Consider the following 20,291-nt stretch of genomic DNA (forward strand, 5'->3'; position numbering starts at 1 on the left):
ATCTGCGGACTTGTGTGCGCCTCGCGAATACGGCAGCGTTGCGCGACGATGAGCGCAATGAACTCGCCCTCGAACTTGCCCTTCCCTTGCCTCCGCATCGCGCTGGTGGCGCTCGCAACGCTGATCTGTGTGCCTGACACCGCACCCAAGGCGATCGCCGGCGAATTGCCCGCGATCACCTCACGCCAGCGCACCGAGAAGAAGAGCTTCACCGACGCCGAGATCGTCGACGGCTTTCTGAAGACCGCCTTCGGCGCCGAATACCACCTCGCCGGCCGCGTCGACCGCATCCGCAAGTTCGACACCCCGGTGCGGGTGTTCGCCGAGACCGACCGTGCCGACCGCAAGGCGCAGCTCGCAAAGGTCGTGGCCGACATCGGCACGCGCGTGCAGCATCTCGACATCGCCATGACCGCGACCGCCGAGGCGGCGAATGTGCGAGTCAAGCTCGTGCGCGACCGCGACCTCTATCGCACCATTGCGAGCTTCTACGGCGCGGAGAAGGCGCGCGAGATCCGCACCTCGCTCGATCCGCAATGCCTGTCCGGCTTTCGCAAGAACGACAATTTCGAGATCGAACATTCCGACGTCATCCTCACCGTCGACAATGGCGACTTCACCTTCCTCGACTGTGCCTATGAGGAGCTGCTGCAGTCGCTCGGGCCGATCAACGACACCGCGAGCGTGCCGTGGACGATGTTCAACGACAATGTGTCGATGGGCTATTTCGACGTCTACGACCAGTACATCCTCAACCTGCTCTACGACCCCCGCATCAAGCCCGGCATGACCGTGCTGGAGGTGAGGTCGGTGCTGCCTGAAGTGCTGATCGATGTGCGCGCGTGGGTAAGGCGGGTGAATGATCTGAAGGAGTGAGGCGGTACTTTCCCTCTCCCCTTGCGGGAGAGGGTGGCTCGACGCGAAGCGGCGAGACGGGTGAGGGGTATCTGTCCGCGAATTCAATTCGCATTTGAGTATGCGGAGAGATACCCCTCATCCGGCGCTTCGCGCCACCTTCTCCCGCAAGGGGAGAAGGGAAGGCAAACCTATTGCACCAGATCAGCGACCGTGGTCGCGGCCTTCAGGCCGGTGCCGGTGAGGACTGCGACCGTGGTCTCGCTGCCCTTGATCGCACCCGCGGCGGAGAGTTTCTCCAGCGCCGCAGCCGCGCTCGCACTGGTGGGCTCGGCGAACAGGCCTTGCCTTGCAAGACGGCGCAGGGCGGCGACGATCTCGTCCTCGGTGAGCGCAACGGTGGCGCCGCCGCTTTCGCGCAGGGCGCCAATGATCTCGCGCAGCCGCAGCGGATGCTTGATCGCGGTGCCCTCGGCGATGGTCTTGTTGACTTCGCGCGCGACAGGAATATCGACGCCGGCCTTGAAGCTGGCATCGATCGGCGAGCAGTTGAGCGGCTGGGCCGCGAACAGACGCGGCAGTTTTGCAATCTGCCCCGCCTTCAACAACTCGCGGAAGCCGAAGGCACAACCGAGCAAGCTGCTGCCGGCACCGACGGGAACGATGACGTTGTCGGGCGCGCGAAATCCGAGGTCTTCCCAGATTTCATAGGCAAGCGATTTTGTGCCTTCGAGGAAAAACGGTTGCCAGTTGTGGCTGGCATAGAAGGTCTGGCTCGACTGCCGGATAGCCTCGGCCTCCGACTCCTCACGCGGGCCCTCGACGAGCTGCACCTCGGCGCCGTAGGCGCGCACCTGCCCGATCTTGGCCGGCGACGTCGAGGCCGGCGCCAGAATCTTCACGCGCATGCCGCCGGCCGCACCAAGACCTGCCATCGATGATCCGCCATTGCCGGAACTATCCTCCAGGATGGCGTTGACGCCGATCTGCCGCAGGAACGACAGCATGACCGCCGAACCCCGGTCCTTGAAGCTGCCGGTCGGATTGAACCATTCGAGCTTGAAGAACGGACGCAGATCGCCCCACCCCTGCTGGACCAGCGGCGTGCAGCCCGCGCCGAGCGAAATCGGATCCTTGATCTCCACCGGCAGCGCCGCGCGGTAGCGCCAGAGCGACCGCGTGCGGCCGTCGATGTCCGCGCGCGCAATCCCCGCCCCCGGCGTCACCAGCAGCGGCGTGCGCTCGTCCGAGCACCAGCGCGGCTCATTGAGCGGATAGAGCTTTCCATTGCGGGGATCGATATAGCTGGCGGCAGACATTGGCGTTCTCCGGGGCGATCCGCCCGATATGTCCGAATATGCAGCTTTTATCCAGTCGCCTGTTTTTTCGGGGCTGTGGGCACACCCCTTCCAAAATCCAAACAATTACATAGATATAGGGCGCATTCCGGCGCCGTTCTCCGATCCGGATGGGCGCCGGAAGGGCCAATAGCCGCCCCGCACGATTAACTTGTCTGTCGCCGAGGGCCGCTACAATATGTTGGATTGAGCTTGCGTCGCCGGTGTTCGGCATTGGCGGTGCAGATGAGCCAGGCCCGTCCGAGCGGCGGGCCGTTGGCTTTTTGGGAGCCTGGACATGAGCCGCGCGAACCGTACCGACCACATCCGCCTCACCTCGCACCCGGAGCCGGGCCGCAAGGCGGCCTTTCCGATTCACTGGGGTGCTGCCGATGCCCGCGCCCGCGGGCCGATCATCGGCACGGTGTCGCGCGCTGGGGATCGCAATGTGATCGGCAGCCATGGCGGCTCCTATGCGATGTATCGCGCGCTCGCCGTCTCCGCCGGCGCGCTCGATCCGATCCGGCGCCCCGATCTCACCAACACGTTCCCGGCGGCGACCATCGGGCCGTTCGAGCAGTGGCGCGATCCCGCGAAAATCGTCGCGCTCGATCCCTGGGGCCATCTCGTCGCCGAGAATTTCGGCAAGGACATCGCCGAGGGCGTCGACATCCGCCCGAGCATCGCGGTGACGCGCGCACGGCTCGACCTGCCTGAAATCCGCGAGGCGCTGGCCGCGAAGCGGCTACGCGCCGACGGCGAGGTCGTGCATGCCAATGGCAGCGTCTCGGTGGTGAAGATCGCGATCGATCCGGTCTGGTATCTGCCCGGCCTTGCGGAGCGCTTCGCGACCGGCGAGACCGAGCTGCGCCGCACGCTGTTCGAGCAGACCGCCGGCATGTTCCCCGAACTCGTGACCCGGCCGGACCTGAAGGTGTTCCTGCCGCCGATCGGCGGCACCACGGTGTACATGTTCGGCGATGTGACAAAACTGCCGGACCACCGCACCAAGATCACCTGCCGCGTGCATGACGAATGCAACGGCTCCGACGTGTTCGGCTCCGATATCTGCACCTGCCGGCCCTATTTGATCCACGGCATCGAGGAATCCGCGCGCGGCGCGCAGGAGGGCGGGCTCGGGCTCGTCGTCTACAACCGCAAGGAAGGCCGCGCGCTCGGCGAGGTCACCAAATTCCTGGTCTACAATGCGCGCAAGCGCCAGGAGGACGGCGACGCCGCCGCCGCCTATTTCGAGCGCACCGAATGCGTTGCCGGCGTTCAGGACGCGCGCTTCCAGCAGCTGATGCCCGACACGATCCACTGGCTCGGCCTGAAGCGCATCGACCGCTTCCTGTCGATGAGTGACATGAAGTACGACGCGCTGACCTCGCAAGGCATCGACATCGTCGAGCGCGTGCCGATCCCGCTGGAGTTGATTCCGGCCGACGCCCATGTCGAGATCGCCGCGAAGAAGGCCGCCGGCTATTACTCGACCGACATTGCGCCCGAGAAGGACGTCGACGGCGTGGTCGGACGTTCGCTGGAAAAATACTGATCAGGCGATGGCGGACGTTTTGGAACTGCAAGCACGCGCGCTCCTCTCCGCAAAGGCGGTCCGCGCGCGCGCCAGGCAAATGCTGGACATCGGCCTGCACAACGGGCTCACGCATTTCACCATCGATCTCGATCGCATGGATGGCGTTGCAGATGCCGTGCTGGCGGTGACGCGCGCAGCCTATCCGACGCTGGACATTCCCTTCCATGCGCGGTGGCGGCATTTTGTGTTCGGCGGCGTCGACCGCTGGGCGCAGCTTGCCGACGCAGCACCGTGGCCCGATCGTGCGGCACGGGCGCGCGCGGAGTTCGACCTCGCCATCGTCAGTGTGCTGCTCGATGCCGGCGCAGGCGCTGCGTGGCGCTATCGCGACACTGTGACGGGGCAAGGCATCGGCCGATCCGAGGGACTTGCGCTTGCGAGCCTCGACATGTTTGCCGGCGGACTTTTCTCCGCCGACGCGCGCGCGCCGTTCAGGGTCGATGCGGACGCGCTCGCAAAGCTACCGCTCTCGGCACTGACATCGGCCTTCCAGGCGAGCGATGCCAATCCGTTGCTCGGCCTCGAGGGACGCACCGACCTGCTGCGGCGCCTCGGCAAGCAGGTCGCGGCGCGCCCCGATGTCTTCGGCATGCACGACACGCCACGACCGGGCGGCCTGTTCGATCATATCGCCGCGCAGGCGACGAACGGCGCCATCCCCGCACCCGCAATCCTGTCCGCGGTGCTGAACCAGCTCGGGCCGATCTGGCCATCGCGGCTGGAGCTCGCAGGCGTCCCGCTCGGCGATTGCTGGCGTCATCCGGCGATCAAGGCCGATGATGCGACCGCCGGCCTCGTGCCGCTGCACAAGCTGTCGCAATGGCTGAGCTATTCGCTGATCGAACCGCTCCAGCGCGCCGGATTTGAGGTCACCGACATCGATGACCTGACCGGGCTCGCCGAATACCGCAATGGCGGCCTGTTCGTCGATCACGAGGTGCTGCGCCTGCGCGATACTGCGGACGCCGATCGTGCGCATGCGGTGGATTCGCTGCTCGTCGTGGAGTGGCGCGCGCTCACCGTCGCGCTGCTGGATCGTGTTGCCGAACTGGTTCGCGCCAAGCTCGGCCGCACGCCGCAATCGCTGCCGCTCGCCAGCATCCTGGAAGGCGGCACCTGGGCCGCCGGCCGGTCCATCGCGTTTGCGCGTCGTCCCGACGGTTCACCGCCGCTCAAGGTGATCAGCGACGGCACCGTGTTCTAAGCCGTCTTTGCCGCCCCACATTCACTTGATGAATTTCAGGAGCACCCGATCATGGAAGGCGTCACGATCGTCGATCATCCGCTGGTGCAGCACAAGCTGACGCTGGTGCGGGACAAATCGATCTCGACAAAGTCGTTCCGCGAGCTGATCAAGGAGATCGGCATGCTGCTGTGCTACGAGGTGACGCGCGACCTGCCGCTCGCCGACACCGTCATCGAGACGCCGCTGGCGACGATGCACTCGGCCAAGATCGCCGGCAAGAAGCTGGTGTTCGTGCCGATGCTGCGCGCCGGCACCACCTTCGTCGACGGCATGATGGATCTGGTGCCGACCGCGCGTGTCGCCCATATCGGCCTCTATCGCGAGCCTGAGAGCTTTGCCGCGGTCGAGTACTTCTTCAAATCGCCGTCCGATCTCAGCGAGCGCCTCGCGATCGTGGTGACGCCGGTCGTCGCGACCGCCAACACGGCGGTGGCCGCAGTCGACCGGCTGAAGGAGCGCGGCGCCAAGGACATTCGCCTCGCCTGCCTGATCGCAGCGCCGGAGGGACTCGAGCGGCTGCGCGGCTTGCATCCGGACGTGCATATCTGGACCGCCGCGGTGGATGAAGGTCTCGACGAGAACGGCTTTATCCTGCCGGGCCTCGGCGACGCCGGCGACCGCGCTTACGGGACGCGATAGGCGGCAAGCTTAAACCTTCCCGCTGCCGCAAATGCCCTTCAGCGCCTGCCATTCCTTGTTCGTCAGCAGCGGTGGGCCGCTGGCGGGGCGGTCTTCTCTTGTCATGCGGGCGAGACGATCCTCGGTCAGCGGATGGCTCGCCAGGATCGTGAAGCCTGATCCGCCTTCCTTGCCGGTGATACGGAACATCAACTCCGCCGCGGGCTTCGGCGAGCGGCCGAGCTTGTGCATGATGTCGATCGCGAAAGTGTCGGCATTGGTCTCGGCCTCGCGCGAATAGGAGGCTTCGACCAGGCTGCGCGAGGCGAAGATCACCGCGGACGAGCCGGTGACGTCACCGAACAACAGGCCGATCAGGAACGAGGTGCCGCCGTTGTAGATCAGGCCGCGCATGTTGTCGTGATGCTTGAGATGGCCAAGCTCGTGAGCAAGGATGCCGGCGAGCTCGTCGGGGCTCTCGGCCTTGTCAATCAGGGCGTTCAGCACGTAGACCTTGCCGCCCGGCAGCGCGAAGGCGTTTGGTATCGAAGACGGCAGCACACCCGCCGTCATGCTGTCGTCGTCGAGGCCAGCGGCGTCGCGCAGGCGGTTGACGAGCTTGGAGAAGGCAGCCTGGCCGGCCGGATCGGTGCAAGCGGAACGGCCGAAGATGGTTTTCACCTGAACCTCGGACGCATCGCCGATCCGCCGCTCGATCGGTTTCGGCACCAGCGGCGCCAAACGATCCGCCGCGAGCGGCACGCCGAACAGCACGACGCAGACGATGGAGATTGCGGCCGCAACCGACCAGCCGACGATTTTTGCGATACCGCGGCGCGTGGTCTGATGCTCGTCGAGCCGCGGACAGCGTGCGACGAGATCGGCTCCGAAAGCGGCATCGCGGATTTCGAGCCGCGCCAGCGGCGGCGCGGACGTCGCGGTCAGGCGCAGGATGCCGGCCGGACTGTCGGCGCGACGGATTTCGTCATAGACCCAGCGCGTGACGGTCCCGCCCTCCTGTACGTCGCCCAGCTCGGCGATCTCGAGCGCGTCACCCAGCGTCAGCATGACCTGACGCCGGCGGCTCGATCGTCCGTCGAAGAAGATCGCCGGTTGTCCGGGCTTGGTCTCGGCGCCGGGTTCGGCGGTCACATCACTCACGATTTAGAATCCTGCGACATCGAGACCATCGGCAAAGCCTTCGCCGAGCGCGCTGGCCAGCTCGCCGCTGGCGCGGACATCGGCTGCGGCTCCAATATCGTGCACCGCGACGGTCTCCAGCACCTTGGCCCAGAGATCGCGCTGGAGATAAACGCGCATGATGATGTTGATGGCAAGCGCAAGCGCGAAATAGCCGATCACCATCATCACCAGCATCGGGATGCTCTTGGCGGCGTGGTCCGGTCCGAACACCTGCTCAGCCGGCACGCCACTCACCTTGACGACGAGCATGGTGGCACCGCCGAGATAGAGGCCGAACAGGGTCGAGAGCAGTATCCACCAGCCAACCATCTTCCAATAAAGGCCGTAGAACGCATTGTGCGGCAGATCCGAGGACAGGCTGACGCCGCCGATGCGGATGCCGTTGAGCCACCAGCGCCATTCGCGCGCCTTGAACTCGGCATAGAAGAACTGCGCGAGCGGGAAGATGATGATCGCGATCGGGCTCAACAGCCACAGCCACCAGCCGCGCTTGAAGAACTCCCAGCCGTCACCTTCGAAGTCGCCCTGCAGGTCGCCGAAATACGTGTGCCGCATCTTGTAGCGCTCCAGCGACGCCTCGCGCCACGGCAGCGCCAGGCCGAGCGTCAGGAACACCAGCAAGCCCCATAGCATCGCGCGGAACGAGTAGGCCCAGCCGGAGCCGTCCATCGAGAAGCGGACGCCACGCCAGACCGTGCGGGTCAGGCGATAACGCCGTGCGCGAAAAATCGCGAACTGGCCGAAGGCGTAGAAGGAGATGAACAGCGGCGTCGAGGCAAAACCCCGCCAGCGCTCGAACTCGATACCGACGAGGAAATAGGCAAGATAGATCGGCACCAGGATCGCGAGCGCGAACAGGAAGCCGACCAGGAGCTCCTTAGCCCGGCCGGTATATTCGGCGGCGTCGCCGTCGATCGCGGTGTTCGACCACAAATGGCGGCGGATGTCGGTGACGAGCCAGAACCGGTAGAAGCCGAAGGTGACGAGCTCCAGCATGGCACCCTTGGTGACCATTTTGCGGAACTCGGTGCGATTGCCGGTGAAGTCGACCCGCGAGGGCGGCAGCGGCGGCGGGACCGGCTCGGAGGGGCCGATAGGGGTCCATTGCATGTCGTTCACGGCAGCAACCTCGGGATGCTGATCTGATCCGCTCAAACTATAGATCAGAGATTGGTCGATCCCCAAGATGGCGGGTTCGATTTACCTCGGTTTCGAGCGATTTCTCGCACCATTCGGCAGGCAATGGCGTGCTGGAGATCACGTTGGTGAATGATCGGTAGCCCGGATGGAGCGCAGCGCAATCCGGGACAGTGAGACTGGCGGCCCGAATCCCGGATTACGCTTCGCTCCATCCGGGCTACGCCCGAAGGTTGGATGTGGCAAAACTCGCCCTTGCTCCGACGCAGACAACCGGCTGTAATTACACCCCAAATACCGTAGCGCAGAATTCAAGAAAATCGCGCGGTTCATGCCAGGGAGAGCGGTCATGCACGGGACCATCGAGAATCCGGCCAAGCTCGACGCATTGCGTGAGCGCGCCTCATCGTTGCCACTGGAGCAATACGATCCGGGCGATCCGGAATTGTTCAGGACCGATACGTTCTGGCCGTATTTCGATCGTCTGCGCCGGGAAGATCCCGTGCACTATTGCAAGGACTCGATGTTCGGGCCGTACTGGTCGGTGACGCGCTACAACGACATCATGGAGATCGAGACCAACCATTCGGTGTTCTCCTCGGCCTCCGCGCTCGGCGGCATCACCATTCGCGACATCGACCCCGACCTGCGCCGCGAGAGCTTTATCTCGATGGACCCGCCGCGCCATGCGGCGCAGCGCAAGACCGTCGCGCCGATGTTCACGCCGACGCATCTGGACAATCTCGCGCTCAACATCCGCAAGCGCTCGGCCGAGTGCCTGGACAATCTGCCGCGCGGTGAGGTGTTCGACTGGGTCGACCAGGTCTCGATCGAACTCACCACGCAGATGCTCGCGGTGCTGTTCGACTTCCCCTGGGAAGACCGCCGCAAGCTGACGCGCTGGTCGGATATCGCCACCACCATTCCCGGCCCCGACGGCCTGGTCGCGACCGAGGACGAGCGCCAGGTCGAACTGACGGAATGCGCGCAGTATTTCGCGCGGCTCTGGAAAGAGCGCATCGAGCAGCCGCCGAAGAGCGACCTGCTCTCGATGATGGCGCATGGCGCCGCGACGCGCGACATGGATGCCAGGAACTTCCTCGGCAATCTCATCCTGTTGATCGTCGGCGGCAACGACACCACCCGCAACACCATGTCCGGCTCGCTTCTCGCGCTGAGCCAGCATCAAGAGCAGTATCGCAAGCTGCGCGAAAACCCCGCGCTGCTCGACAGCTTCGTGCCCGAGGTGATCCGCTGGCAGACGCCGCTGGCGCATATGCGCCGCACGGCGCTTGCCGATTTCGAGTTCCGCGGCAAGCAGATCAAGAAAGGTGACAAAGTCGTGATGTGGTACGTCTCGGGCAACCGCGACGAGGAGGCGATCGAGAAGCCCTACGATTTCATCATCGACCGCGCCCGCCCGCGCACGCATCTGTCCTTCGGCTTCGGCATCCACCGCTGCGTCGGATTGCGGCTTGCCGAACTCCAGCTCAAGATTATCTGGGAGGAGATCCTGAAGCGGTTCGACCATATCGACGTGGTCGGCGAGCCGAAGCGGGTGTATTCGAGCTTTGTGAAGGGTTTGGAAACGCTGCCGGTCAAGATTGCGGTGTGACCGCAGAATTATAGTGTATAACATTGGCACTTGCGACGAAGCCCTCGCGGGCGCTGCGGGGTGAACGAACACAGGGAGCGACTGCCCATGAACATCCAAACCCCGGTCAAGGCCGACAAGGCCGAACGCATGCGGCGCGCGCGCGAGGAAGCCTACGCGACGCCGCTGAAGAATTTTCATCCGGGCGCGCCGCGACTGTTTCAGGACGACACGCTGTGGCCGTGGTTCGAGCGGCTGCGCAAGGAAGAGCCGGTGCATTACTGCACCAACGCGCCGATCGAGCCTTACTGGTCGGTGGTGAAATACAACGACATCATGCATGTCGACACCAATCACGGCCTGTTCTCCTCGGACTCGACGCTCGGCGGCATCGGGATCCGCGACGTGCCGCCCGGCTATGACTGGCCGAGCTTCATCGCGATGGACCAGCCCAGGCACTCGTCGCAGCGCAAGACGGTGTCGCCGATGTTCACGCCGACGCATCTGGACGATCTCGCAAAGCTGATCCGCCAGCGCTCGCAGACCGTGCTCGACAATCTGCCGCGCAACGAGACTTTCAATTTCGTCGAGCGCGTCTCGATCGAGCTGACCACGCAGATGCTGGCGACCCTGTTCGACTTCCCCTGGGAGGAGCGGCGCAAGCTGACGCGCTGGTCCGATGTCGCGACCGCGCTGCCGAAGAGCGGCATCGTCGAATCCGCCGAAGAGCGCCGCCGCGAGATGGACGAGTGCTACGCCTACATGTCGAAGCTGTGGAACGAGCGCGTCAATTCGGCGCCGCGCAACGATTTGCTGTCGCTGATGGCCCACAGCGACGCGACGCGCTTCATGGATCCCGACAACCTCATGGGCAACATCATCCTGCTGATCGTGGGCGGCAACGACACCACGCGCAACACCATGACCGGCTCGGTGCTGGCGCTGAACGAGAATCCCGAGCAGTACGACAAGCTGCGCGCAAACCCTGATCTGATCGACACCATGGTGCCCGAGGTGATCCGCTGGCAGACCCCGCTGGCGCATATGCGCCGCACCGCGCTCCAGGATACCGAGATCAACGGCAAGCACATCAAGAAGGGCGACCGCGTCGTGATGTGGTACGTCTCCGGCAACCGCGACGAAGAGATGATCGAGCGTCCCGAGGAGTTCATCATCGATCGCGCCCGGCCGCGCACGCATCTCTCGTTCGGATTCGGCATCCACCGCTGCGTCGGCATGCGGCTCGCCGAGCTGCAGCTGCGGATCGTCTGGGAGGAAATGCTGAAGCGGTTCGACCGCATCGAGGTGGTCGGCGAGCCGAAGCGGATCTATTCGAGCTTTATCAAGGGATATGAGTCGCTGCCGGTCCGGATACCGGGGTAGCGGCTCCATCCTCCGTCATTGCGAGCGCAGCGAAGCAATCCAGAATCCCACCGCGGCAAGACTCTGGATTGCTTCGCTACGCTCGCAATGACGGGCGCTTTGGATACAGCTGCCTGTCACACGCGCAGCAGCGGGTCGCGCACAGCCAGCTATAAAATTCCGGCATGACAGGTCGCGCCAGATGCGAAGGCAAGACGGCGCCTGACTGGTCTAGGACACGCATCTAACTCAATTTGATGTCCCACACGCCTTCCTTGCGGCAGGCGGCAACCTCGTCGCGCAACAGTGCGGTGACGGCCAGCGAGGCCGTCGAGGCCGGGCGGTCGATCGGAGAGGCGAAAATGAGCTCGCGTGACATCGGCTTGGAGACGGCAGCGGTTTCCAGCCGTCCGTCCGCGACCTCGGCGTGGACCGACGATGGCGGCAGCAGCGCGAAGCCGAGGCCTTCCTCGACCAGGCTCGTCAGCACGCGGAACGAGTCCGCTTCCAGCTGGACGTCGAGCTTGATCTTGCGCTGCGCGGCCGCGTGCTCGATCAGCGCGCGGAGGCCGTGCGAATGACTGGGCAGTACCAGCCGCTGCCGCAGCAGCCAGCCGATATCGACATTCTTCTTGCGCGCGAGACCGCAGCCGCGCGGGCCGACCGCGACGATGTTGTCGCGCCCCAAGCTCTGCACATTGAGATGCAGATCGGCGGAGCGGCCGTAGAGGATGGCGAGATCCATCTCGCCGCGATGCAGCCATTCGACGATGTGACCGCTGTAGCTTTCGACGATCCGCAGCGAGATGCCGGGATATTTTTCGACGCAACGCCGCGCGAAGCGCGCCGACAGCACGCAGCTCACGGTCGGAACAAGGCCGAGCACGACCTGGCCGGACGGCGGCCCCTTGGCGGACTGGATGTCGTCGCGAATCTGGTCGATCTGCCGCACGATGCCGGAGGTGCGCGCCAGCAGCAGGCGCCCAGCCTCGGTCAGCACCATGCCGCGGCCGTTGCGGGTGAACAGCTCGACACGCAGCTCGTGCTCCAAGAGCTTGATCTGCCTGGAGAGCGCCGGCTGCGCCACGCGCAACGTGTCGGATGCCTTCGAAAGGCTGCCGAGCTCCGCCACGCAACTGAAGGTCCTGAGCTGCCGGAAATCCATGCTTGCCAATCCTGGAAGGCTACTTCATACGCTATAGCAAATGAGCATAGGGGGCTGGCGATGTTTTCACAACGCCAGAGGATCGGCCGGCGTTATCTTAACTGCCGCTAGATACGGGAAACGCCATGAGTGAAGACCACCACAGCGAAGATCACGCCGACATCCGCGAAGCCGTCGCAAAGCTCTGCGCGCAGTTTCCCGGCGAATACTGGCGCAAGCTCGATCGCGAGATGGCTTACCCCAAGGCCTTCGTCGATGCGTTGACTGAGGCCGGCTATCTCTCGGTGCTGATCCCAGAGGAATATGGCGGCGCGGGCCTGAAGCTGTCGGCCGCAGCTGCGATCCTCGAAGAGATCCAGCGCGCCGGCTGCAATGGCGGCGGCTGCCACGCCCAGATGTACACGATGGGCACGGTGCTGCGGCACGGCAATAACGAGCAGAAGGCAAAATACCTGCCGAAGATCGCCAGCGGCGAATTGCGGCTGCAGGCGTTCGGCGTCACCGAGCCGACCAGCGGCACCGACACCTCCTCGCTCAAGACCTTCGCGCGCAAGGACGGCAACGACAGCTACATCGTCAACGGCCAGAAGATCTGGACCAGCCGCGCCGAGCATTCCGACCTGATGGTGCTGCTGGCGCGCACAACGCCGAAGGAACAGGCCAAGAAGCGCACCGATGGCCTCTCCGTATTCATCGTCGACATGCGCGAGGCCAAGAACAATGGCCTCGAGATCCGCCCGATCCGCACCATGATGAACCACGCCACCACCGAAGTGTTCTTTACCGACATGAAGGTGCCGGCGGAGAATTTGATCGGCGAGGAAGGCAAGGGCTTTCGCTACATCCTCTCCGGCATGAATGCCGAGCGCATTTTGATCGCGGCCGAATGCGTCGGCGACGCAAAATGGTTCATTGCCAAAGCCACCAACTACGCCAAGGAGCGCGCGGTGTTCGGCCGCCCGATCGGCCAGAACCAGGGCATCCAGTTTCCGATCGCCAAGGCCTACGCCTCGATGCGCGCGGCCGAGCTAATGGTGAAGGAAGCCACGCGCAAATACGAGGCCGGGCTCGACTGCGGCGCGGAGGCCAACATGGCCAAGATGCTCGCGGCCGATGCGTCCTGGGAAGCGGCGAATGCCTGCATCCAGACTCATGGCGGCTTCGGCTTCGCCGAGGAATACGACGTCGAGCGCAAATTCCGCGAGACGCGGCTGTATCAGGTCGCGCCGATCTCGACCAATCTCGTGCTGTCCTTTGTCGCCGAGCATGTGCTCGGCATGCCGCGCTCGTACTGAGGTCCGGCCATGGGAGCTCTTGACGGGATCAGGGTGATTGCGGTCGAGCAGGCTGTGGCCGCGCCGTTCTGTTCGTCGCGCCTGGCCGACGCCGGCGCCGAGGTGATCAAGATCGAGCGGCCGGAGGGCGATTTCGCCCGCGGCTATGATGCGGCAGCCAAGGGCCAGAGCAGTTACTTCGTGTGGCTCAACCGCGGCAAGCAATCGGCGGTGGTCGACCTCGCCACCAAGGAGGGCCGCGCCGAACTGGAGAAGCTGATCGCGAGCGCCGACGTGCTGGTGCAGAACCTCAAGCCGGGTTCGATGGACAAGCTCGGCTTCTCTCGCGAGCGTCTGTTGAAGGACTATCCCAAGCTGATCTCCTGCACCATCACTGGCTATGGCGACGAAGGCCCCTACGCGCACCGCAAGGCCTATGATCTCTTGATCCAGGCCGAGAGCGGGCTCGCCTCGATCACCGGCAATCCCGACGGCGCCTCGCGCGTCGGCATGTCGATCGTCGATGTCGCGACCGGGGCCACCGCGCATGCGGCGATCCTGGAAGCGCTGATCGCGCGCGGGCGCACCGGCAAGGGCGCGGACATCCGCATCTCCATGTTCGACGTGATGGCGGACTGGTGCACCGTGCCGCTGCTCAACGCGGAGGCCGGCAATCCGCCCAAGCGCATGGGCCTGCGTCATCCCTCGATCGCGCCCTACGGCGTGTTCACGTCGAAGGACGGCAAGGACATTCTGATCTCGATCCAGAGCGAGCGCGAGTGGAAGACGCTCTGCGCCGAGGTGCTGGACCAGCCCAACCTGCCCGCCGACCCCCGCGTCGCCAACATGGTGGAGCGCGTGCGCAACCGCGATTTCACCGACACAACGGTCGCAGATATCTTTGGTAAGATGACGCGCGACGAGCTGCTGAAGCGGTTGTCTGATGCCGACATCGCGTTTGCCGAGGTCAACACCATGGCCGACCTCGCCAACCATCCGCATCTGCGCCGCATCGAAGTGGATACGCCGAACGGCCGCGTCAGCTATCCCGCGCCGGCGCCGATCATCGTCGGCGAGACCCGCGCTTACGGTGCTGTGCCCGCGATCGGCGAAAATCCCAAGAAGTAAGAAGAGCGAGGCGTCATGACCGAACAGCTCGACATCGATCATTTGCGGCAATGGATCGGCCGCAGCACGGAAGCCACCGACATCGTCACCGCGCAGCTCGTCATGGGCCTGCGCGCGACGCTATTCCAGGAGGTCGGCGAACCCAAGACGGGCGACGCCGCGCCGTTTACGGTGCATTGGTGCCTGGCGCAGCCGGTGTTTCCGATGTCGATGCTCGGGCCCGACGGCCACCCGACCCGCGGCGGCTTCCTGCCGCCGGTGCCGCTGCCGCGCCGGATGTGGGCCGGCGGCGAGATCGAGTTTTTGCAGCCCTTGCGCGTCGGCGATGAATCAACCAGGACCTCGCGCATTGCCGACGTGCAGGTGAAATCAGGCTCGACCGGCACACTGTGCTTCGTCTCGGTTGAGCACAGCATCTCCTCGCCACGTGGCGTTGCCATCCGCGAGCGGCAGGACATCGTCTATCGCGAGATGACGACCAGCGCGCCCGCCGGCGGCAAGGCCCCGCCACCGCCGCCGAAGGCGCAGCACCGCGAAACCCATGTCTCCGATCCCGTGCTGCTGTTTCGTTATTCCGCACTGACCTTCAACGGCCACCGCATCCACTACGACCGCGATTACGTCACCAAGGTCGAGGGCTATCCGGGCCTAATTTTCCACGGGCCCTTGCAGGCGGCGCTCATCATCGAGATGGCGGCGAAGTTGCACAGCGGAAAACCGCCGAAGAAGTTTTCATATCGCGGATTGCAGCCGCTGTTCGAGGGCAGCGAGTTCTCCATCAATGCCAACGAGACTGAGGCGGGTATGGAGCTGTGGACTGCGAATGCGGAAGGGCAGCCGACGATGAAGGGCACGGCGGTGTGGTGATGCTCTCTCCTCGTCATTGCGAGGAGCGAAGCGACGAAGCAATCCAGACTGTCTCTGCGGAAACAATCTGGATTGCTTCGCTGCGCTCGCAATGACGGGGTGAGGCTGCTACCGTCGATAAACAACAGGGGACGGAAACCAATGTCCAAGAACGGCAAGACCGGCAGCAAGTCCGTCACCGTCAAGCAGGCGACGCTCGACCTGCTGCGCTCCTTCGGCATCAAAAAAGTGTTCGGCAATCCCGGCTCGACCGAGCTGCCGTTCCTAAGCGACTGGCCCGACGACATCGACTATGTGCTGGCGCTGCAGGAGGCCTCCGCCGTCGGCATGGCCGATGGTTATGCGCAGGCGACGCGCAATGCCGGCTTCGTCAATCTGCACTCGGCGGCCGGCGTCGGCAACGCGCTCGGGAATATCTACACCGCGCATCGCAACCAGACGCCGCTCGTGATCACCGCCGGCCAGCAGGCGCGCTCGATCCTTCCCTTGCAGGCATTCCTCTATGCCGAGCGCGCCTCCGAGTTTCCGCGACCTTATGTGAAATACAGCGTCGAGCCGGCGCGGCCCGAGGATGTGCCGGCCGCAATCGCGCGCGCCTATTACACGGCGATGCAGGCGCCCTGCGGGCCGACCTTCGTCTCGATCCCGATCGACGATTGGGCGCACGCGACGGCGCCGGTCGAAGCGCGCAAGGTCAGCCGCGAGATCGGACCGGAGCCTGAGACGATGAAGGCGCTGGCCGCCGCGCTCGGTTCTGCAAAACACCCTGCCCTCGTCGTCGGCCCCGGCGTCGACCGCGCCGGCGCGGTCGATCTGATGGTGCGCGTGGCAGAGAAAGCCAAGGCCAGCGTTTGGGTCAGCCCGTTCTCGGCACGCTGCTCGTTCCCCGAGCGTCATCCGCAATTTTCCGGCTTCCTGCATGCGTCTCCAGCGCAACTTTCGGACGCACTGCGCGAGCACGATCTCGTCGTCGTCATCGGCGCGCCCGTCTTCACCTTCCATGTCGAGGGCCATGCCGCGATTTTCGATGGCGGTGCGACGATCTTCCAGATCACCGATGATGCGGATGCGGCCGCGGTGACCCCCGTCGGCACCAGCATCATCGCTACGATGAAGCCCGCGCTGAGCGCGCTGCTGGACCTCCTGCCCGAGAGCAAACGCGCCACGCCAAAAGGCCGCACGCTGCCACCGGCGCCGCAGGCCGCCGATCCGCTGCCGGTTGAATTCCTGCTGCACTCGCTGTCGCAGGCGATGCCGGATGGCGCCTCGCTCGTCGAGGAAGTGCCCTCGCACCGCCCGGCGATGCAAAAATTCCTGCCGATGCGCGGCCAGGACAGCTTTTACACCATGGCAAGTGGCGGCCTCGGCTATTCGCTGCCCGCCGCCGTCGGCATGGCGCTCGGCAAGCCGAAGACCCGCACGGTGTGCCTGATCGGCGACGGCTCTGCGATGTATTCGATCCAGGCGCTGTGGACCGCCGCGCAACGAAAACTGCCGCTCACCATCGTCGTCATCAACAATTCCGGCTACGGCGCAATGCGCTCGTTCAGCCAGGTGATGCAGGTGCGCAACGTGCCGGGACTGGAGCTGCCGGGGATCGATTTCGTCCGGCTGGCCGAAGGCATGGGATGTCATGCGGTGCGGGTGAGCAAGGCCGCGGAGCTTGGTGAGGTGCTAAGGCAGGGGATGACGCACGAGGGCACGAGCCTGGTGGAGGTCGTCGTGGATTCGGCGGTGCCGGTGCTGTACGGGCAGAAGCATTAACGCGGCTAAGCCGCCAGGAATCCCCCGTCCGCCGCCAGCACATGGCCGACCACATACGACGAGGCATCCGACGATAGCCACACCACGGCCTCCGCCACCTCCTCCGGCGTGCCCATCCGCCGCAGCGGCAAGCCGGCACCGACGGTTGCGACATCGCCGACGCCGGCGCTGAGCATCATGTCGGTGATGACACGTCCGGGCGCAACGGCGTTGATGCGGATGCCGCGCGGGGCATTCTCCATCGCCGCCGAACGCGTCAGCGAGATCGCGGCCGCCTTCGAGGCCGAGTAGAGCGAAAAGCCGGGATTGGGATTGCGCACGCCGCTGACGGAGGCATTGACCACGATGCTGCCGCCGCCATTCGCCAGCATCGCCGGAAGTTGATGGCGCAGGCAGAAAAACAGCGCGCGGACATTGGTATCGAACACGCTGTCGTAGATCTCCGTGCCCTGCTGCTCCAGCGGCGCGCGGCGCTCCTGGAAACCGGCATTGTTGAAGGCGACATCGAGCCGGCCGCAGCGTTCAACAGCCGTGCGGACCAGACGTTCGACGTCGTCCTCTCGCGTGATATCGGTTTGAACAGCAATCGCATCCGCACCGAGCTCGCGGCAGGCGCCCGCGGCGGCCTCGATCTCGGCCTCGCGCCGGCCCGCGACAACAACCGCCTTTGCGCCTTCGGCCGCCATCCGCAGCGCCGTGGCGCGACCAATGCCGCTGCCGCCACCCGTGACGAGACAGACCTTGCCTCTCATCCGCATCCCGGCCGGCAAGGTTCCGCTCATGGCTCACTCCAAAACGCTTGCGCGCGCCGTTGCGCGCATATAGTTGTATGGTACAACTATATGCCGGGAGTCAAGATGGCCGAGCTTTCGCTGATCGACGACATCCGCGCCGCCTCGCGCCTGATGGTGCGCGAGCTCGGCTTCATGGACACGACGGTGGCGGCATCGGACTATCCCCCCTCGGCCGTGCACACGATTCTGGAGATCGGCATCCGCGGCCCGCTGACCTCGGGCGAGCTCGGCGATTTCCTGCGGCTGGAGAAATCCAGCGTCAGCCGGCTGGTGCGCAAGCTGATCGATTGCGGCGAGCTCAGGGAAACACCGGATGAGCTTGACGCACGCAGCAAGCTGTTGTCGCTGACCGCGAAAGGCCGGCGCACGCTGGAGGCGCTGCATGCGTTCGGCCGGCAGCAGGTGTGCGGCGCGCTGGCGGCGTTGACGGCCGCGGAGCAACGCACCGTGCGCGAGGGGATGATGCTCTACGCTCGGGCGTTGCGGGAGAATCGGGTGGGGGATGAGGTGGTGGCGGTGGCGTGAGGTTGCCGTAGCCCGGATGGAGCGCAGCGCAATCCGGGGCCTTTCACGCTACGGAAAGACTGTCCCGGATTACGCTTCGCTCCATCCGGGCTACGAGAGATCACTTCCCGAACTCCTCCCGCATCTTCGCCTGGATCTTGGCCATACCGCCGATCCAGCGGTCGTAATTCTCGGTCTTCTTGCGCATGTAGCCAAGCACCTGGGGGTGCGGCAGGATCAGGAAGGTTTCCTGCTCGAGGCCGGCGAGCACGTCCGTGGCAACCTGCTCGGGCGTGAGGTCGCCGTCGCCGGATTGCGGGCCCTTGGGGATCGAGCGCAGCATGTTGGTGTCGACGCCCTGCGGGCAGAGGATCGAGACCTTGATGTTGTCAGCCTTGTGCGAGATCGCGAGGTTTTCGGCAAAACCGACCGCGGCGTGCTTGGTGGTGGAGTAAGCCGGGCTACCGACCTGCGACAGCAGGCCCGCGGCCGAGATGGTGTTGAGGAAATAGCCGCCGCCGCGCGTCTTCATGCGGGGGATGAGATGCCGCGCCGCATAGACATGCGCCATCACGTGGATCGCCCAGCTGCGCTGCCAGGGCTCATCGGAGGCGCCGCCGGCATTGACCGACATCGGATCGAAGCCGCCGCCGATGCCCGCGTTGGAGCAGAACAGCGCGATGGGCCCGAACTGCCGCTCGGTCTCCTCGATGACGTGGGCGATCTCTTTCTCCTGCGCGACGTCGCATCTGAAGGCCGCGCCATCCACCGTGGCGGCGACGGCTCTTGCGTTGGCGGCGTCCATGTCCGCGACCACGACCTTGGCGGCGCCCGCCTTGTGAAAGGCCTCGCACAGCGCCTTGCCGATGCCGTTTGCGCCGCCCGTGACGACCACGACCTTGCCGGTCACCTGCATGCGACGTCTCCTCTTGTCTTGGATAGCTTCTTGGACCGCTTCTTGGACCGCTTCTTGCGCCGCGCCGCTTATGCCGCTTCGCGGAACTTAGCTAGCTCAACACGAGGTCGAGCACCGCGGTATAATGGCACGCCGCGCCGGCCAAGACAAAGCCGTGCCAGATCGCATTCTGGAAGCGCAGCCGCCGCCAGGCGTGGAAGATCACGCCCAGGCTGTAGAGAATGCCGCCTGCCAGCACGAAGCCCAGCGCCAGCGCGGGCAGCGCCTTGACCACGGGGCCGTAGAGCATCACGCCGCTCCAGCCCATCGCGAGATAGATGCCGACGGCGACGCGGTCGAACCGGCCGGGATAGCGAAGCTTCAGCACAATGCCGACGATCGCGACACACCAGACGCAGACCAGCAGTGCCAGCGCGAACACACTGTCCTTCACCTCCAGGATGAACGGCGTGTAGGTCGCGGCGATCAGGAGATAGATCGCGGAATGGTCGAACCGCCGCAGCAGCCATTTCACCGGCGAGACCGGCCAGAGGTTATAGGTCGCGGACAGCACCAGCATCGAGAGCAGGCCGGCGACGTAGATCGAGACCCCGACGACATCGGTGGCATCGGCATAGATCGCCGCAAGCACGACGAGAACGGTCGCGGCAATGATGCCGGCGAGGACGCCGATGGCATGGATGATTCCGTCGGCAATCAGTTCGGCGCGGTCGTAGGGCCAGCCGACCGCATCGGCTGCGGCATGGACGGAATGGGAGGCGAACTGTTTCAGTTGGAAGACGGTCATGGCAATCCGCAAAGGCTTAAGACAATGTCTTCTTCTATCGGTGTTTCGGAACCGGCGCGTCGTTCAATCGGTTGATTTGCCGAGAAAGACGGTGGAAGTATGAAGCTTGATTTTCGTCAGGCAGTTGCCACTTTTGTGACTAG

The 20,291-nt window shown here is 64.7% G+C and carries 18 protein-coding genes; 11 read left to right on the forward strand and 7 right to left on the reverse strand.

Features of this window, described 5'->3' with window-relative positions; genetic code table 11:
• Positions 1-48 precede the first annotated feature (48 nt).
• The gene (locus ACLFLU_RS35235) at positions 49-876 is read left to right on the forward strand and encodes a DUF2927 domain-containing protein (protein WP_426409274.1); all 828 of its coding nucleotides are present in this window, start codon (positions 49-51) and stop codon (positions 874-876) included.
• 170 nt (positions 877-1,046) lie between these two features.
• Here ACLFLU_RS35235 and ACLFLU_RS35240 read toward each other — a convergent pair whose 3' ends face one another.
• Positions 1,047-2,174 (reverse strand): threonine synthase, encoded by a 1,128-nt coding sequence (locus tag ACLFLU_RS35240; RefSeq protein WP_426409275.1) that lies wholly within the window; start codon positions 2,172-2,174, stop codon positions 1,047-1,049.
• 316 nt (positions 2,175-2,490) lie between these two features.
• Between ACLFLU_RS35240 and ACLFLU_RS35245 the strand changes: the two genes are divergently transcribed.
• From ACLFLU_RS35245 to upp, 3 genes are read left to right on the forward strand one after another with little or no spacing between them, the layout of a single operon-like run.
• Positions 2,491-3,747: a GTP cyclohydrolase II gene (locus ACLFLU_RS35245; RefSeq protein WP_426409276.1), complete on the forward strand. Its 1,257-nt coding sequence runs from the start codon at positions 2,491-2,493 to the stop codon at positions 3,745-3,747.
• A gap of 7 nt (positions 3,748-3,754) precedes the next feature.
• Complete coding sequence (locus tag ACLFLU_RS35250) at positions 3,755-4,993, forward strand: URC4/urg3 family protein (protein ID WP_426409277.1); 1,239 nt, start codon at positions 3,755-3,757, stop codon at positions 4,991-4,993.
• 51 nt (positions 4,994-5,044) lie between these two features.
• Positions 5,045-5,674: a uracil phosphoribosyltransferase gene (gene upp / locus ACLFLU_RS35255; protein ID WP_426409278.1), complete on the forward strand. Its 630-nt coding sequence runs from the start codon at positions 5,045-5,047 to the stop codon at positions 5,672-5,674.
• A gap of 9 nt (positions 5,675-5,683) precedes the next feature.
• Here upp and ACLFLU_RS35260 read toward each other — a convergent pair whose 3' ends face one another.
• Both ACLFLU_RS35260 and ACLFLU_RS35265 read right to left on the reverse strand, forming a co-directional pair.
• Complete coding sequence (locus ACLFLU_RS35260) at positions 5,684-6,814, reverse strand: M48 family metallopeptidase (RefSeq protein ID WP_426409279.1); 1,131 nt, start codon at positions 6,812-6,814, stop codon at positions 5,684-5,686.
• Positions 6,815-6,817: 3 nt separating this feature from the next.
• Positions 6,818-7,966, reverse strand: a complete 1,149-nt coding sequence (locus ACLFLU_RS35265; protein ID WP_426409280.1) for a YjgN family protein — start codon at positions 7,964-7,966, stop codon at positions 6,818-6,820.
• A 376-nt stretch (positions 7,967-8,342) separates the two neighbouring features.
• Between ACLFLU_RS35265 and ACLFLU_RS35270 the strand changes: the two genes are divergently transcribed.
• Together ACLFLU_RS35270 and ACLFLU_RS35275 are read left to right on the forward strand one after the other, a co-directional pair.
• Entirely contained in the window at positions 8,343-9,608 is a 1,266-nt protein-coding gene (locus ACLFLU_RS35270) for a cytochrome P450 (protein WP_426409281.1), read from the forward strand.
• An 87-nt stretch (positions 9,609-9,695) separates the two neighbouring features.
• Entirely contained in the window at positions 9,696-10,970 is a 1,275-nt protein-coding gene (locus ACLFLU_RS35275) for a cytochrome P450 (protein ID WP_426409282.1), read from the forward strand.
• A 223-nt stretch (positions 10,971-11,193) separates the two neighbouring features.
• Here the strand turns inward: ACLFLU_RS35275 and ACLFLU_RS35280 are convergent, their stop codons facing one another.
• On the reverse strand, positions 11,194-12,114 hold the full coding sequence (locus tag ACLFLU_RS35280; protein ID WP_426409283.1) for a LysR substrate-binding domain-containing protein: 921 nt from the start codon (positions 12,112-12,114) through the stop codon (positions 11,194-11,196).
• Positions 12,115-12,239: 125 nt separating this feature from the next.
• Between ACLFLU_RS35280 and ACLFLU_RS35285 the strand changes: the two genes are divergently transcribed.
• The 4 genes from ACLFLU_RS35285 (at position 12,240) to mdlC (ending at position 17,147) form a co-directional block, all read left to right on the forward strand.
• Complete coding sequence (locus tag ACLFLU_RS35285) at positions 12,240-13,409, forward strand: acyl-CoA dehydrogenase family protein (protein WP_426409284.1); 1,170 nt, start codon at positions 12,240-12,242, stop codon at positions 13,407-13,409.
• 9 nt (positions 13,410-13,418) lie between these two features.
• The gene (locus tag ACLFLU_RS35290) at positions 13,419-14,516 is read left to right on the forward strand and encodes a CaiB/BaiF CoA transferase family protein (protein ID WP_426409285.1); all 1,098 of its coding nucleotides are present in this window, start codon (positions 13,419-13,421) and stop codon (positions 14,514-14,516) included.
• 15 nt (positions 14,517-14,531) lie between these two features.
• On the forward strand, positions 14,532-15,383 hold the full coding sequence (locus ACLFLU_RS35295; RefSeq protein WP_426409286.1) for an FAS1-like dehydratase domain-containing protein: 852 nt from the start codon (positions 14,532-14,534) through the stop codon (positions 15,381-15,383).
• A gap of 141 nt (positions 15,384-15,524) precedes the next feature.
• Complete coding sequence (gene mdlC / locus ACLFLU_RS35300; protein WP_426409287.1) at positions 15,525-17,147, forward strand: benzoylformate decarboxylase; 1,623 nt, start codon at positions 15,525-15,527, stop codon at positions 17,145-17,147.
• A 5-nt stretch (positions 17,148-17,152) separates the two neighbouring features.
• On the opposite strand, the gene ACLFLU_RS35305 is transcribed toward mdlC, so the two are convergent.
• Positions 17,153-17,929, reverse strand: a complete 777-nt coding sequence (locus ACLFLU_RS35305; protein ID WP_426409288.1) for an SDR family NAD(P)-dependent oxidoreductase — start codon at positions 17,927-17,929, stop codon at positions 17,153-17,155.
• A gap of 75 nt (positions 17,930-18,004) precedes the next feature.
• Here ACLFLU_RS35305 and ACLFLU_RS35310 point away from each other — a divergent pair, with 75 nt between their 5' ends.
• Positions 18,005-18,466 (forward strand): MarR family winged helix-turn-helix transcriptional regulator, encoded by a 462-nt coding sequence (locus ACLFLU_RS35310; protein ID WP_426409289.1) that lies wholly within the window; start codon positions 18,005-18,007, stop codon positions 18,464-18,466.
• A 100-nt stretch (positions 18,467-18,566) separates the two neighbouring features.
• Here ACLFLU_RS35310 and ACLFLU_RS35315 read toward each other — a convergent pair whose 3' ends face one another.
• Both ACLFLU_RS35315 and trhA read right to left on the reverse strand, forming a co-directional pair.
• Positions 18,567-19,361: an SDR family oxidoreductase gene (locus ACLFLU_RS35315; RefSeq protein ID WP_426409290.1), complete on the reverse strand. Its 795-nt coding sequence runs from the start codon at positions 19,359-19,361 to the stop codon at positions 18,567-18,569.
• Between the two features lie 91 nt (positions 19,362-19,452).
• Complete coding sequence (gene trhA / locus ACLFLU_RS35320) at positions 19,453-20,148, reverse strand: PAQR family membrane homeostasis protein TrhA (protein ID WP_426409291.1); 696 nt, start codon at positions 20,146-20,148, stop codon at positions 19,453-19,455.
• Positions 20,149-20,291 lie beyond the last annotated feature (143 nt).

The sequence above is a fragment of the Bradyrhizobium ganzhouense genome, from assembly GCF_049949285.1.
In the GTDB taxonomy this organism is placed as follows: Bacteria; Pseudomonadota; Alphaproteobacteria; order Rhizobiales; family Xanthobacteraceae; genus Bradyrhizobium; species Bradyrhizobium ganzhouense.